The organism is Halomonas sp. NYA30 (assembly GCF_976980765.1).
Map to the genome: position 1 here is coordinate 2,797,444 of NZ_OZ334477.1, position 12,639 is coordinate 2,810,082.

14 protein-coding genes are annotated in these 12,639 nt (G+C 56.4%); 2 read left to right on the forward strand and 12 right to left on the reverse strand.

Features of this window, described 5'->3' with window-relative positions; translation table 11 throughout:
• Positions 1-40 precede the first annotated feature (40 nt).
• Positions 41-1,627 (forward strand): IS66 family transposase, encoded by a 1,587-nt coding sequence (gene tnpC, locus ACWI0H_RS13005; RefSeq protein WP_485873631.1) that lies wholly within the window; start codon positions 41-43, stop codon positions 1,625-1,627.
• Between the two features lie 33 nt (positions 1,628-1,660).
• On the opposite strand, the gene ACWI0H_RS13010 is transcribed toward tnpC, so the two are convergent.
• From ACWI0H_RS13010 to ACWI0H_RS13050, 9 genes are all read right to left on the reverse strand, one after another.
• Positions 1,661-1,831: a hypothetical protein gene (locus tag ACWI0H_RS13010; protein ID WP_485873632.1), complete on the reverse strand. Its 171-nt coding sequence runs from the start codon at positions 1,829-1,831 to the stop codon at positions 1,661-1,663.
• 326 nt (positions 1,832-2,157) lie between these two features.
• The gene (locus ACWI0H_RS13015) at positions 2,158-2,421 is read right to left on the reverse strand and encodes a Txe/YoeB family addiction module toxin (RefSeq protein WP_290699360.1); all 264 of its coding nucleotides are present in this window, start codon (positions 2,419-2,421) and stop codon (positions 2,158-2,160) included.
• Positions 2,418-2,660, reverse strand: a complete 243-nt coding sequence (locus tag ACWI0H_RS13020) for a type II toxin-antitoxin system Phd/YefM family antitoxin (protein WP_290699357.1) — start codon at positions 2,658-2,660, stop codon at positions 2,418-2,420. The genes ACWI0H_RS13015 and ACWI0H_RS13020 overlap by 4 nt, the downstream gene beginning before the upstream one ends.
• 152 nt (positions 2,661-2,812) lie before the next feature.
• Complete coding sequence (locus ACWI0H_RS13025; RefSeq protein WP_485873633.1) at positions 2,813-3,529, reverse strand: Rho termination factor N-terminal domain-containing protein; 717 nt, start codon at positions 3,527-3,529, stop codon at positions 2,813-2,815.
• Positions 3,530-4,345: 816 nt separating this feature from the next.
• Positions 4,346-5,599: an IS256 family transposase gene (locus ACWI0H_RS13030; RefSeq protein WP_054641842.1), complete on the reverse strand. Its 1,254-nt coding sequence runs from the start codon at positions 5,597-5,599 to the stop codon at positions 4,346-4,348.
• A gap of 413 nt (positions 5,600-6,012) precedes the next feature.
• Positions 6,013-6,309: a BrnA antitoxin family protein gene (locus ACWI0H_RS13035; protein ID WP_485873634.1), complete on the reverse strand. Its 297-nt coding sequence runs from the start codon at positions 6,307-6,309 to the stop codon at positions 6,013-6,015.
• Positions 6,310-6,446: 137 nt separating this feature from the next.
• Positions 6,447-7,058, reverse strand: coding sequence for a cob(I)yrinic acid a,c-diamide adenosyltransferase (cobO, locus tag ACWI0H_RS13040; RefSeq protein WP_485873635.1), 612 nt, complete (start codon positions 7,056-7,058; stop codon positions 6,447-6,449).
• A gap of 71 nt (positions 7,059-7,129) precedes the next feature.
• Positions 7,130-7,570, reverse strand: coding sequence for a YtoQ family protein (locus ACWI0H_RS13045; protein WP_295709557.1), 441 nt, complete (start codon positions 7,568-7,570; stop codon positions 7,130-7,132).
• Positions 7,571-7,658: 88 nt separating this feature from the next.
• On the reverse strand, positions 7,659-8,972 hold the full coding sequence (locus ACWI0H_RS13050) for a cobyrinic acid a,c-diamide synthase CobB (RefSeq protein WP_485873636.1): 1,314 nt from the start codon (positions 8,970-8,972) through the stop codon (positions 7,659-7,661).
• Positions 8,973-9,113: 141 nt separating this feature from the next.
• Between ACWI0H_RS13050 and ACWI0H_RS13055 the strand changes: the two genes are divergently transcribed.
• Positions 9,114-10,004 carry an NAD-dependent epimerase/dehydratase family protein gene (locus tag ACWI0H_RS13055; protein WP_485873637.1) on the forward strand — a complete coding sequence of 297 codons (891 nt, stop codon included), beginning with the start codon at positions 9,114-9,116 and terminating at the stop codon, positions 10,002-10,004.
• Position 10,005: 1 nt separating this feature from the next.
• On the opposite strand, the gene ACWI0H_RS13060 is transcribed toward ACWI0H_RS13055, so the two are convergent.
• The 3 genes from ACWI0H_RS13060 to ACWI0H_RS13070 are packed head-to-tail and all read right to left on the reverse strand — an operon-like array spanning position 10,006 to position 12,604.
• Positions 10,006-10,776, reverse strand: a complete 771-nt coding sequence (locus ACWI0H_RS13060) for an ABC transporter ATP-binding protein (protein ID WP_485873638.1) — start codon at positions 10,774-10,776, stop codon at positions 10,006-10,008.
• Positions 10,776-11,747 (reverse strand): FecCD family ABC transporter permease, encoded by a 972-nt coding sequence (locus ACWI0H_RS13065; protein ID WP_485873639.1) that lies wholly within the window; start codon positions 11,745-11,747, stop codon positions 10,776-10,778. The genes ACWI0H_RS13060 and ACWI0H_RS13065 overlap by 1 nt, the downstream gene beginning before the upstream one ends.
• Positions 11,747-12,604, reverse strand: coding sequence for a cobalamin-binding protein (locus ACWI0H_RS13070; RefSeq protein WP_485873640.1), 858 nt, complete (start codon positions 12,602-12,604; stop codon positions 11,747-11,749). The genes ACWI0H_RS13065 and ACWI0H_RS13070 overlap by 1 nt, the downstream gene beginning before the upstream one ends.
• Between the last annotated feature and the right edge of the window lie 35 nt (positions 12,605-12,639).

The following is a 12,639-nucleotide window of genomic DNA, read 5'->3' on the forward strand; positions in this document are numbered from 1 at the left end:
GCGCTCTTGTTTTAGCGACGTTTTTGGTACACTAAGTGGTATGAAAAACGCCCCTTCCTCCTCACCGACGGTTACCCAGCTTGAGCGCAAGCTGGCCGCTGCTGACGCTGAAAATGCGCGGCTGTTGGCGTTGATGGAGAAAAAGGAAGCGCAGTGGGAGGCTACCAAACAGTCGCTGTTTGAGCAGTTCCGGCTTGCCCTGGAGCGTCAGTTCGGTCCTTCCACCGAAAAGTACCGTGTCGACCAGCGGGATCTGCTGATCAATGAAGCGGAAGTGGCGGTGGACGAGGAAGATGCAGCGGGTAGCGACGCCACCGCTGATGACGCGACGATCGACACCGCTACGCCTGCCAAGCGTCGCACGCGCGGCGGGCGTGTGGCGCTACCCCCAGAACTCCCACGTGTCGAGGTCATCCATGAACTGCCCAATGATGCTCGCCACTGCCGCGATGACGGCACCGCGCTAAAGGTGATCGGTGAAGAGGTCAGCGAAGAGCTGCACGTGGTGCCCGCCCGGATCGAGGTGATCCGTCATGTGCGACGCAAATATGCTTGCCCGCTGTGCGAAGAGGGCGTCAACACCGCCCCAGCGCCGGCCAAGCTGTTGCCCAAGAGCAATGCCAGCGCCACGCTGCTCGCCTATATCGCGACGGCTAAATACCAGGACGCGCTACCGCTTTATCGGCAAAGCCAGATCTTTGCCCGCCATGGCGCCGAGATCCCCCGCAATACCCTGGCACGCTGGATGGTGCAGGCGGGAGAACGGATCATCCCGCTGATCGACACGTTGCGCCAACACCTCTTAAACGCCCTGCTGATCCACATGGATGAGACGACGCTCCAGGTTAATCAAGAAGCGGATCGTGCCGCCAGTGCCACCTCGTATATGTGGGTGCAGCGCGGTGGCCCGCCGGGCCAGCAGGTGGTCTTGTTCGACTACGCGGCCAGCCGCGCCGGACGGGTGCCCGTTGATCTGCTAGGCGACTATGCGGGGCGCTTAATCACCGATGGCTATAAAGGCTACGCCGAGGTCGTGCGCCGTAACGGGATCACCCATGCGGGCTGCTGGGCGCATGCCCGGCGTAAGTTCGTCGAGGCCCAGAAGGTGCAGCCCAAGGGCAAGACCGGCAAAGCGGACTGGGCGCTGAACCAGATCCGTAAGCTATACGGCGTGGAAAAACAGGCGAAGGCCCTTGAGTCCGAGGCGCGTCACGCGCTGCGTGAACAGAAGAGCCGCCCGTTAATCGCTCAACTGCGCACCTGGCTCGACAAGTCACTGGCTCAGGTGCTGCCCAAAAGTGCGCTGGGTAAAGCCCTGCACTACCTGGATAACCAGTGGCCCCGGCTGACCCGATTCCTGGACGATGGCCTGATCCCGTTGGACAACAATCCGGCGGAGAACGCCATCCGTCCGTTCGTCATCGGCCGTAAAAACTGGCTGTTCAGCCATACTCCGAGCGGCGCTCATGCCAGCGCGGCGATCTACAGCCTGATCGAAACTGCCAAAGCCAATGGTCTCTCGCCTTACGATTACTTGCAGTATGTCTTCGCGACACTGCCCACCCTCAACGATGATGAGCTCCACACGCTGCTGCCCTGGCAGTGGAAAGAGACATTACCGGTCTAAGCGAAATCTGCCTAGATGTGGTTAGTGGCTCGCTTACGTACGCTGCTTGGAACCAGGCTCTAAATAAATGCGTGGGGAAGGATGAATAGCGACGCCATTTAAAAAACGTTTTTCGGGATCGTTAGGGAATTGATCTTCAACTTCATCGGTGGGCTTGGCATCTATCTGTTTTTTCGCCTTCAAGCCTAGTGTTTTTCTCGCCATAATATTGATGGATCGCCTTGAGTAGACTGAATTTATTGAATACTGAATTTATAAAATAATTGCATCGTAGACAGCCGACTGGTCGTATCGTTGCGGTGCTTGGCTTGAAGTAATTGGCATGGAAAACGGTTAAGTCTGACTTGTGCTCAATCAGATAATTCACACTGTGCTCAAAGGTCTGGGGTGGAACTGATCTTGGTAGTTGATCGCCACCAGAACTTAGCCATCTACGGCGTTTTTCTACAGCCTCGACGACCAAACTTTGCAGGAATTTTTGAGCCGCACAGCAGCGGAGAAATTGTCCGGCAACGGCGATTGGTTATGCATTATTCGTAGTGACTCCAAAGCCGGAGGACTTTTACCACTTGCTCATCTTCGAGTACTTGGTACACCAAGCGATGCTGGATATTGATTCGGCGAGAATAGGCTCCCGCGAGATCGCCAATTAACTTCTCAAATGGTGGCGGTTTGCGATAGGGGTCTTCTGCAACCAGTTCCAACAACTCCTGAGCTTTTAGCTTGAGACCACTGGAGGCTAGTTTCTTTGCATCTTTCTGGGCTTGTTTGGTGTAGATCAACTTCCATATCACCAGCCTAGCTCCTCATCGCACTCATCCACGGGGGTATCCATCCCCTCACGAATAGACTCACGCATTCCAGGTACAGATAGCAGGTAGAGTGTTTCTTGAATGGCTGACCAGTCTTCTTCGGATACCAAGACAGCCTTGTTCCGCTTGCCCATAATGACAATTGGTTGATGGGACTCGGCCGTTTCGTCAATCAACCTATAAAGGTTGCTGCGCGCCTCAGTCGCTGTGATTCCGGTCATGACGCACCTCTTGCGTGTTAAGCTTTCCACCAAGTGTACGCTTTAGAGTACGTACGTCAAGACGAACGCTTTGTGTGGCGCCGCACTCTGCGGCGATTTTGGAGGAGCAGAATACGCCGGAAAAATTGACCGCAGCAGTGCATTGTTAGGCTTTACTCATTAAGAGGGTAGACGCCGTCAATCCAAGAATCTGATAGAACCGGATTTTCTGGCGTCCCTCCAAGCAGCCCATTCATTCTTACTCTTTGGCCCTCACTGAGCAGGTATAGCTGTGACATAAGTTCATAACCCGAATCGGTAGGCAAAACGGGATCGAACATAAAGTCCGCCTTGAGGCCCCAATTTTGCCTCTTTAAAGGTACCATTTCGATGCCGATTTCGCTCTCGAACGGAAACTTTCCCAAAGCACCCGGCACGAAACCGACAAATGACACGACGTAACCTTCCCACGTTACTCTTTGGCCCCTATGTAAGATGAAGTTTTCTTGTCGCTTTAGCTGGTTCATTGACGAATAGTCTCTAAAGCCCAAAGGGCTTTCCAGTACGTTAACAACCCGCCGTGCCCCTTCCATATAAGGATCTTCATCGACCTTGAAGGGGAAATAATAGAAGGCTACTGAAAGCAATAGAGCCAGGACGGTGACGGAACCATATACATGGTTATGATACCTTCTCCACCATGATGGAAAAATCTCCCTTTCTAACCCCCGCACATCAGATTTTAGGATCGAATCAACGAGTTCCAGCTTATTAAAGCCGCTGTAGCCCGAGATCTTTAGCCTTTTTGCGATCACCTTTAGTTCATCTTTGCTTTTATCTTTCAGCTTGTCCCTCAACGATCCCTTGTACATTCTACTAATTTCATCCAAGTCTGATTCAGGAAGCTAACGCTCCCAAGCAGGGGCATATTTTTTGAGTTTTGCGCGCAGTGAAGCAAAAATATGTCCCGCTGCCTTGGTTTATTAATGGGTACTGGGTCATAAATAGAGCTATGGGTATGTAGCCGACTTCCAGCCCTGTCCCGTAACGCCGCCATCGAGGTCGCCTAGCTTTATATATCTTGATAGTTCTCTTAAGTAAACACAGCCACAATAGTTACAACGGTACGGACTTCCTTTTGACTCCGAAATCCTCGTTTTGGCTGATTCTGATAGCTCAGCTAACTGCCCCTCGGACAGCTGATTCTGCCTTGTCGATGTTCTACCAGAACATTTATCAGGACATACTTTCATATTAGTTCTCGTTGATGCTTAATAATTTCAGGCTAGTGGCCCAATTACAGTGATTAGGCTGCACGTTCTAATATTGAATAATCGCGCTGCGCTGTTCAAAATACTTATCATGCGCGCCGAAACGCCCTAATTATCTGAAACTGAATTAAATTAATAATAGCTTGGCTATATATCCAAAATTCGCGTGCAACCTAGTTTTGCAGATTTAATCATACTCTATTCATAAAATTGGCTTAGGTCACGCGTCGGGCAGGTAAAATTTTAGTGGTGCTTTGTTGAGAGGATAAGAAGCTGAGAAAGAAAATGCTGTTCAAATGATTGTTTTCATTGGCTAATTATACGCTGATCGCGCAACAAGTTGCGCTCCTACGAACCCTACATCGCGGGCTTTGGTGGCGGGCCGAACTGCTCACCTATAGCCCTAGAGTTATAGTCAAATCTGGTGGATGGCAGTCAGGCGGCAGTCCTGTCTGATTGATCGGTTACCTGCTCCCCATCCTGAAACCGGACGTTGTTCACGACCAGCTCCAGCTTGCTGAACCCCTTGATGCGCTTCCAGCGTTTCTCGGCGCTCTGGAGCAGCTTGAAGACCATCGCCAGGGTCGTCGCCCGGGATCCGCAGTTCCGGCTGCGCTTGCTCCGTAGACGGACCGTGGCGAAGGTCGACTCGATCGGGTTGGTGGTGCGGATATGCACCCAGTGCTCTGCTGGATAGTCGTAGAACGCCAGCAGCTCGTCCCGATCCTTGGCCAGGCACGCCATCGCCTTGGGGTACTTGGCCTCGAAGCGTTTCAACGTGCGATCGAAGGCCTTGTGCGCCTCGTCGCGGGTCTCGGCCATCCAGATGTCATGGAGGTCGGCCTTGACCTTGGGCTGCACTGATTTCGGCAGTTTGTTCAGCACGTTAGCGGTCTTGTGGACCCAGCAGCGCTGATGGTCGGTTTCCGGGTAGATCTTGCTCAGCGCCAACCAGAACCCCATGGCACCGTCGCCCACCGCCAGCTTGGGGGCTTGAGTCAGACCGCGCTCTCGTAGCCCCGTCAGCAGCGTTTCCCAGCTGTCTGCCGACTCACGGAAGCCGTCCTCGACGGCCACCAGCTCCTTGCGGCCCTGCTCCGTGACGCCGATGATCACCAGCAGACACAGGCGGTCATCCATGCGCACGTTGCTGTACACGCCGTCGGCCCACCAGTAGACGTAGCGACGGTCTGACAGGTCACGCTGCCGCCACTCGGTATGCTCGTCTTCCCATTGTTTCTTGAGCCGAGACACCGTGTTGGCCGAGAGCCCCTTGGCCTGGTCGCCCAGCAGCGCCGCCAGCGCCTCCTGGTAGTCGCCAGTGGAAATCCCCTTCAGGTAGAGCCAGGGGATCAGTTCCTCGATGCTGCGGGCCCGCTTCAGGTAGGGCGGCAGCAGGCTGCTGTTGAAGCGAGCACCACCGCCGCTGCGGTCACGCACCTTGGGCACCTGCACGCTGACATCCCCAATCCCGGTCTGGACCGTGCGCTCGGGCAGGTAGCCGTTGCGGACCACGGCCTGACGTCCATCGTCGAGCCGCTGATCGGCATACTGCGCCAGGAAGGTGGCCAGCTCGGCCTCGACGGCCTTGGCGATCAGGTCACGGGCACCTCGTCGCAGCAGCTCGTGCAGCGGGTCAGTGACCTGGGGTTCTGGTTGTGAAAGAGCCCGGAGGGTAGAATCGGTCATGGCGTATCCACTCGTGTTGGTTGAGATCTTGGTCGTGATCAATCAACAGGATACGCCACCCTTCCTACCTCCTCCCATACACCAGACTTGAGCTTAACTCATAGCCCTATTGCAGAGGGCTTTTGTAAGAGCCCGACTCGTCGGGCGATCGTTTTTGGTGGCTGATTAAGCGCTGATCGTCCAATGAATTGGGCTCCTACGACCTACTCACCGCAGGGTTGGTGGGCGCAATGAATTGCGCTCAGGGCACTGTGCATTTAACTGCGTGGGCGTATTAGGCTTTGAGCCATAGCGGAGGGTTTCGACCTGGTCTGGTAATGCACCAGACTTAGGCACCGGCATCGACTTTTTTAGCGGGTGGACGATGCCTTCGTTGTGCAGAGTGGTGTAAGGCTTTGCCACCGCCGCACCGTTTACTGCCACTCAAGCTTGAGGTCTTTATGTGACTGTGCGCAGTCACGCAGGTAGAGGTTAATCAAGCTTTGATAGGGAAGGTCTTTTTCTTCCGCCAGGTTCTTGAAATACGCAATAGTATCTTCATCCAAGCGGATCGTGACCTGCTTCTTAAGCTTTTTGGCATATGGGTTTTTGACTGATTCTGAGAAATCGTAATGTTCACGCATGCCTATACCCTTCGTAAGTTTTTCGCTCTCGTTTATCCGCCTTGCGCGCTGAGATAATTCGAATTGTTTCTCCACAATTGGGTTCATTGTGCTCTATCAGGGCAGCTGGCGCTGCCTTCGCGGGTGCCTTTGGCTCGTTCCTCGCCAAGCGTTACGCCGCGCTACAACTTCACAGACGGCGGCGCTGTATTATCCCCTCTTACATTACCCTTTAGACTTTACCCTTAAAGCTCAATCCCCTTCTGGGCTTTGATACCTTGATCTTTAAAAGCATGCTTAACCACTTTCATTTCAGTGACAGTGTCGGCGAGGTCGATGAGTTGTTGGGGGGCGTAGCGGCCGGTGACGACGGCGTGCTGCATTGCTGGGCGGGCTTGTAGGTCGTCAAGGACTTGGTCTAGGTTTAGGTACTCGTAGCGCAGGGCGATGTTGAGTTCGTCGAGCAGTACCAGGTGGTAGCTTTCGTCTTGAAGCATGCGTTTGGCTTCTGCCCAGGCGGCGTTGGCAGCTTCAACATCGCGTTCGCGGTCTTGGGTGTCCCAGGTGTAGCCCTGGCCCATTACGTGGTAATCCACGTTGGGCAGGTTGCGGAAGAACGCTTCTTCGCCGGTGCTGAAGGCGCCTTTGATAAACTGCACCACGCCGACTTTCATACCGTGGCCCAAGGCGCGGGCGAGCATGCCAAACCCGGAGCTGCTTTTGCCCTTACCGGGGCCGGTGAGCACTAGCAGCACGCCCTGCTCTTTATCGGCGCGGGCGATGCGCTCGTTCATGATTTTCTGCTTGGCCGCCATGCGCAGGGCATGGCGTTCGGGGGTTTTGGCATTCTCGCGCATGGGGCGTCCTCTTTATTAAAGCGCTTTATTAAGCTCTCTATTCAGCTTTCTATTAAGCTCTTTATTTAAATTCAGGCTTTTAGTACGTAGCGCAACGTCTCAACTACCTGATCGGTCGTGGTGCACCAGGCTTGGGCTTGCGCGTCGACTTCTTTAAGCGGGTGAACGATGTCTTCGCTGTGCAGGGTGATGTAGGGCTTGGCCAAGGCGGCGCAGTAGCCAGCATCGAAGGCGGCGTTCCACTGCTTGTACTGATCGCCAAAACGAACGACAACGAGGTCGGCCTGCTCGATCATGGTGCGGGTACGAATGGCATTGACCTTGGATGACTGGTGATCACGCCAGAAGCCATTCTCCGGTTTACCCAGATGGTCACCGGCGGCATCAGAGGCTGCGTGGTCGGTTACCGGGGCGGTGAACACGATATCCAGGCCCGCCGCGTCAGCGCCGCGCTGAATCTCTTCGCGCCAGTCAGTGTGAATCTCGCCGGAAAGGTAGACGTAAAAGCTCATGGTGTTCTCCTGCTGAGTTGAATTCAGATATGAAAAGCACGCAGCATAGCGCAGTTCAATTTTATGGAAAAATCTTCCACATCCTTCGTTAACCGTTATTGATGCTGATTGGCTGCCCGGTAAAAATATCCGCGACCAGCTTGGGTGCAGAAGGAAAGTAGCCATGGAAGTAGCTCGCCACCAACCCGCCTTCACGGTAAATCGGCTCGGCTTCGCTTCCGGCGAGTTTGCGCGTGCGCGCCAGCGGCGTCATGGTGGTTTCGAGTAACGAGTGGTGATAGGTATGGCCACGCAGCTCCCCTGCCCCGGCGTGCAAGCTTTGCAGCCCTAGCGCGGTGAGTTTACCGGCCATTTTCGCGGTGCCGTTAAGCAGCCCAAGCATCGCGTGGCTTTCGCCTTCGCCATCCACCAATTGCTCTACGCAGGCCATTAGGCCGCCGCACTCTGCGAGTATTGGTTTGCCCGCGCGGTGATGGGCGCGAATCGCCTCAAACATGCTGTGGTTGGCGCTCAATCGAGCCGCGTTAAGCTCGGGATAGCCACCCGGCAACCAGAGTGCGTCGCACTCGGGTAACTGGCGGTCAGTCAGCGGTGAAAAGAAGCTGACCTCAGCACCCATGGCGCGCAGCACGTCGACATTGGCGCGGTAGATAAACGCAAAGGCGTCGTCTCGGGCAATCGCAATGCGCACACCATTCAGGTAGTCCGGCACCGGCGCTGGCGACTCCGCGCTAAGCGTGACCAGCTTGGGCAAACGATCTAAACCCGATTCTCTCAATACCTCGGCGGCGGCATCCAACTGCGCATCCAGGCCGCTTAGCTCGCTGGCCTGCACCAAGCCCAAATGGCGATCAGGAATCTTCATTGCCTCGTTGCGGGGAATGGCTCCCAGAAGCGCAATGCCTTCCGGCATGCTGTCGGCGAGCAGTTTGCCGTGGCCGGGGCTGCCGACGCGGTTGGCAATTACTTCGTGAATGGCAAGATCGGGGTGGTAGTTAGCCAAGCCCTGCGCCACCGCGCCAAAGGTTTGTGCCATGCCCCAGGCATCAATCACCGGCAGCGCGGGGATGCCTGCCATGATTGCCAAGTCGGCGCTGGAGGGCGAGCCATCAAACAGCCCCATGGAGCCTTCGACCAGAATCACATCGGCTTCCTGGGCTGCTTCGGCTAAGCGCCAGCGGCATTCCTCTTCGCCGGTCATCCAGGGGTGAAGCTGATACACCGGCTGGCCAGAAGCCACTTCCTGAATCATGGGGTCAAGGTAATCGGGGCCGTGCTTGAAGACCCGCACCGTAAGCCCGGCATTGCGATGAAGCCGTGCCAGCGCCGCGGTGACCATTGATTTCCCCTGGCCGGAGCCGGGTGCGCTGATTAACGCCGCGTGTGCTTTGCCCTGAAACATAACGCTCCTTTTAACGGTTGATGGTTAAGCCTTTTTCATGCGATCAGGGCTGAGTGTCGGCGGGTCGAACCTTTCTTTGCTAAAGTGAAGGTCTTCGTTTAATTCTATGTTCCGCTTCGTTTCACCAACCGGGGTTACCGCATGCGTATTCTGTTTACTGGCGGCAGTGGCAAAGCTGGCCGCCATGCCACTGCTTATCTTCGCGATCAAGGTCACCGCGTTACCAATCTGGATTGGGTGACGTCTGACGTGCCCGGCATCACCACCCTGAAAACCGACCTGACCGATGCAGGCCAGGTGTTCAATGCCTGCCACGCTTATGCCGATTTCGACGAACTGGAGCCAGGCACCGGCGTACCGCGTTACGATGCCATTGTCCACTTCGCGGCCATTCCAGCCATTCTGCACCGGCCGGATAATGAGACTTACCGCATCAATACGCTAAGCACCTACAACGTGCTGGATGCCGCCACCAAACTGGGCATTCCCAAGGTCATCTTCGCTTCCAGCGAGACCACCTACGGCGTCTGTTTCGCCGATGGCGAGAAGAAACCGGACTACCTCCCTGTCGATGAAGAGCATCCCACTGTGCCTCAAGACAGCTACGCGATGAGCAAAGTGGTCAACGAGGTGACCGCGCGCTCCTTCCAGGCGCGTTCAGGCATCGATATCTACGGCCTACGCATCAACAACGTTATCGAGCCACACGAGTACCGTCAGAATTTTCCGGCCTACCTGGAAGACCCCGCTCTGCGTCGCCGCAATATTTTCGCCTACATCGATGCCCGCGACCTGGGCCAGATGGTCGACTGTTGCCTGAAAACGGATGGCCTCGGTTACCAAGTATTCAACGTCGCCAATCACGATCTCTCGGTGGGCTTGGCCAACGCTCAAGTGATCGAGCGCTTCTACTCCGGCGTGCCCATCAAGCGCGAAATGGGCGAATTCGAAACCTTCTACAGCATCGAAAAGGCCTGCCGGTTGGTCGGTTTCGAACCTCGTCACACGTGGCGGGATGAACTGGCGCCATAAGCTAGGCCTTTATCGGCACAAACACCGGCGCGCCATCCACCTCTACCACTGCTAGCTTTTGGCGGTAGAGGCTTTCCAGCGCGCTGGGCACCAGCATGCTAACCCGCGGGCCCCAGCACGCCTCGCCGTTGGGATACAGCAGCAGCACATGGTCGCACCAGCGGGCAGCCAGGTTTAGGTCGTGCAAACACATAATGACCGCCTGCCCCTGGGCGGCCTGTTCGCCCATTAGCGCCATCACGGCACTTTGATGATGTAGATCCAAATGGTTAGTCGGTTCATCCGCCAGCCACACATTGGGTGCCTGGGTGAGAACAGTGGCAATCGCTACTCGCTGACGCTCACCGCCGGAAAGTGTGCTCACCAAGCGGTCGCGTAGATGCGCTACATCTAAGCGCTCAAGGGCGGCTTCTGCGCGGGCGTAGTCATCGGCGCCCTCCATCTGCCACGGTGAGAGATAGGGATGACGGCCAATCAGTGCGGTTTCCAGCACGGTCGCGGGGAAGCCGTCCTGGCGGTCTTGAAACACCAACCCCAATCGCTGAGCGACGTGGCGGCGGCGCAGTTGACCAAGCGCCGAGTCGTTGAGCTCTACGCTGCCTGAACGCGGCGCCTGAAGCCCAGCCAGGGTGTGTAATAGCGTCGTTTTACCCGCGCCGTTAGGCCCTAACACGCCCCACACTTGCCCTGGCTCGATGGTTATATTTAGCGGCGTACCGCCTTCGCGGCCGGGCACATCAATGATGAGATCGCGGGTAGCCAGTACGCTCATCAGCGGCTCCGGTAGAGCAGGAACAGGAAGGTGGGCACACCCAATAGCGCCGTGATGACCCCAACAGGCAACTGTTCCGGGGCGATCATGGTGCGCGCCAAGGTATCGGCCAGCACTAACAGCGTGCCGCCCGCCAATGCACAGGCAGGCAATATCAGCCGCTGGTCATTGCCTAACAGCAAACGCAGCATATGCGGCACGACTAAACCGACAAACCCAATGCTGCCAGCCGTGGTGACTGCAGCGGCGGTCAGTAAACTAGCGGTAACGTAGATACACCACTCGAGCGGCCGAACCGCCACGCCCAGTGCTGCGGCCTGTTGTGGGCCTCGGGCCAATACATTGAGGCTACGGCCTAGCGGAATCAGCACCACGCAGGTGGCCAGCAACAGCAGTAGCGGCGGCCAAGGCGTGCGCGAATAGGAGAGATCGCCCATCAGCCAGTAGAGCATGCCCGGCAGGCGCTCGGCGGGGCTTAACGCCAGCATTAGCGTTATCACCGCGCCCCAGCCCGCAGCAACGACGACGCCAGTGAGCAGCAGCCGCGAAGGCGTCCAGCCGCCGCTACCGTGGGCCAAACCGAAGACTAAAAACGTCGAAAATAGCGCTCCGCCAAACGCCGAGCTTGAAATCGCCAGCCCGCCTAGCCCACCTAGCATGGCCGCCAATGCACCTATTGAGGCACCGCCGGAAAGTCCAAGCACATAAGGGTCAGCTAGGGGGTTGCGCAGTAATACCTGCATTAGCGCACCGGCTACTGCCAACAAACCACCCACGGCAAATGCCGAGAGCGCTCTGGGCAAGCGTAGCTCCATCACCATGGTTCGCGCCAATGCATCGCCTTCGCCTTGCAACAAGTCCCAAATTTGCGCAGGAGAAATCTTAGCGCTGCCTACGCCAAGCGCTAAGAGTAGCGCTGCCAGCGCCGCTAGTAATAGCAGGCTAAGCGGGAGACCCAGGCGCGCTAGCATTAGCTGCGCTCACGTTTTTGGCGGGCGATGTCGAGCTTTTCACAGAGGAGCTGTGTGCCCTCCATCAGGCGCGGCGTGGGTCGCTGAATCAGTGAAGGCGGTACAAAGAAGAGGTTATCTTTCGCAACCGCTTTTAAGTTGGAATACTGCTCCCAATGCGTCAGCCAATGGCGATTCTCTTCACCCATACCACCGGCCACAATCGCTTCGGGATTGGCTGCCAACACGGCTTCATCGTCGATACGCGGCACAAGGCGCGTTTGCTCGCCAAACACATTTTGACCGCCACAAATCTCAACCACTTGGCCAATCAGGTGCTGGTCGTTAACACTCATTAGCGGCTCGTCCCAGACTTGGTAGAAGGTAGGCACTGGCTCGCGGTCTCGATAGCGCTCTTCCAGGGCGTTCATGGTCGTACGGAAATTATCGGCCACCGCCTGCCCGGCCGCTTCCGTTCCTGCCAGCCGCGCCAAGCGTTCGATGGCGCTGGCCACGCCATCCATATCGCGAGGCTCTATATAGAACACCGGCATACCCAAGGCTTCGAGGGTTTCAAGCTGTTCAGCGGGGTTGCCGGTTACCCAGCCAATCACTAAATCCGGTGCCAAACCCACCAGCTTTTCTAAATCAACCCGGGTATGGCTACCCACTGAGGCTACTTGTTTGGCTTCCGGCGGATAGTCGCTATACGAGACGACGGCGACCACCTGATCCCCAGCTCCAGCCGCATAGGTCAGCTCGGTTGCGCCAGGCGAGAGCGTGGCAATTCGCTGGGCAGCATTGTGAAGACAGACCTCGCGATCACGATCATCCACTGCGCAGCGCGAGTCGTCGTTTGCCGGTGCAACCGTTGCCATGAATAGCAGCGCGAGGCCCAAGGCCCCGCGCGCTA

Excerpts from the sequence above, each read along its gene's own strand:
- ACWI0H_RS13035 (WP_485873634.1), bottom strand. The coding sequence starts at position 6,309 with ATGAACCCAATTGTGGAGAAACAATTCGAATTATCTCAGCGCGCAAGG.
- ACWI0H_RS13045 (WP_295709557.1), bottom strand. The coding sequence starts at position 7,570 with ATGAGCTTTTACGTCTACCTTTCCGGCGAGATTCACACTGACTGGCGC.
- cobO (WP_485873635.1), bottom strand. The coding sequence starts at position 7,058 with ATGCGCGAGAATGCCAAAACCCCCGAACGCCATGCCCTGCGCATGGCG.
- tnpC (WP_485873631.1), top strand. The coding sequence starts at position 41 with ATGAAAAACGCCCCTTCCTCCTCACCGACGGTTACCCAGCTTGAGCGC.
- ACWI0H_RS13065 (WP_485873639.1), bottom strand. The coding sequence starts at position 11,747 with ATGCTAGCGCGCCTGGGTCTCCCGCTTAGCCTGCTATTACTAGCGGCG.
- ACWI0H_RS13060 (WP_485873638.1), bottom strand. The coding sequence starts at position 10,776 with ATGAGCGTACTGGCTACCCGCGATCTCATCATTGATGTGCCCGGCCGC.
- ACWI0H_RS13020 (WP_290699357.1), bottom strand. The coding sequence starts at position 2,660 with ATGACCGGAATCACAGCGACTGAGGCGCGCAGCAACCTTTATAGGTTG.
- ACWI0H_RS13010 (WP_485873632.1), bottom strand. The coding sequence starts at position 1,831 with ATGGCGAGAAAAACACTAGGCTTGAAGGCGAAAAAACAGATAGATGCC.
- ACWI0H_RS13070 (WP_485873640.1), bottom strand. The coding sequence starts at position 12,604 with ATGGCAACGGTTGCACCGGCAAACGACGACTCGCGCTGCGCAGTGGAT.
- ACWI0H_RS13050 (WP_485873636.1), bottom strand. The coding sequence starts at position 8,972 with ATGTTTCAGGGCAAAGCACACGCGGCGTTAATCAGCGCACCCGGCTCC.
- ACWI0H_RS13030 (WP_054641842.1), bottom strand. The coding sequence starts at position 5,599 with ATGACCGATTCTACCCTCCGGGCTCTTTCACAACCAGAACCCCAGGTC.
- ACWI0H_RS13055 (WP_485873637.1), top strand. The coding sequence starts at position 9,114 with ATGCGTATTCTGTTTACTGGCGGCAGTGGCAAAGCTGGCCGCCATGCC.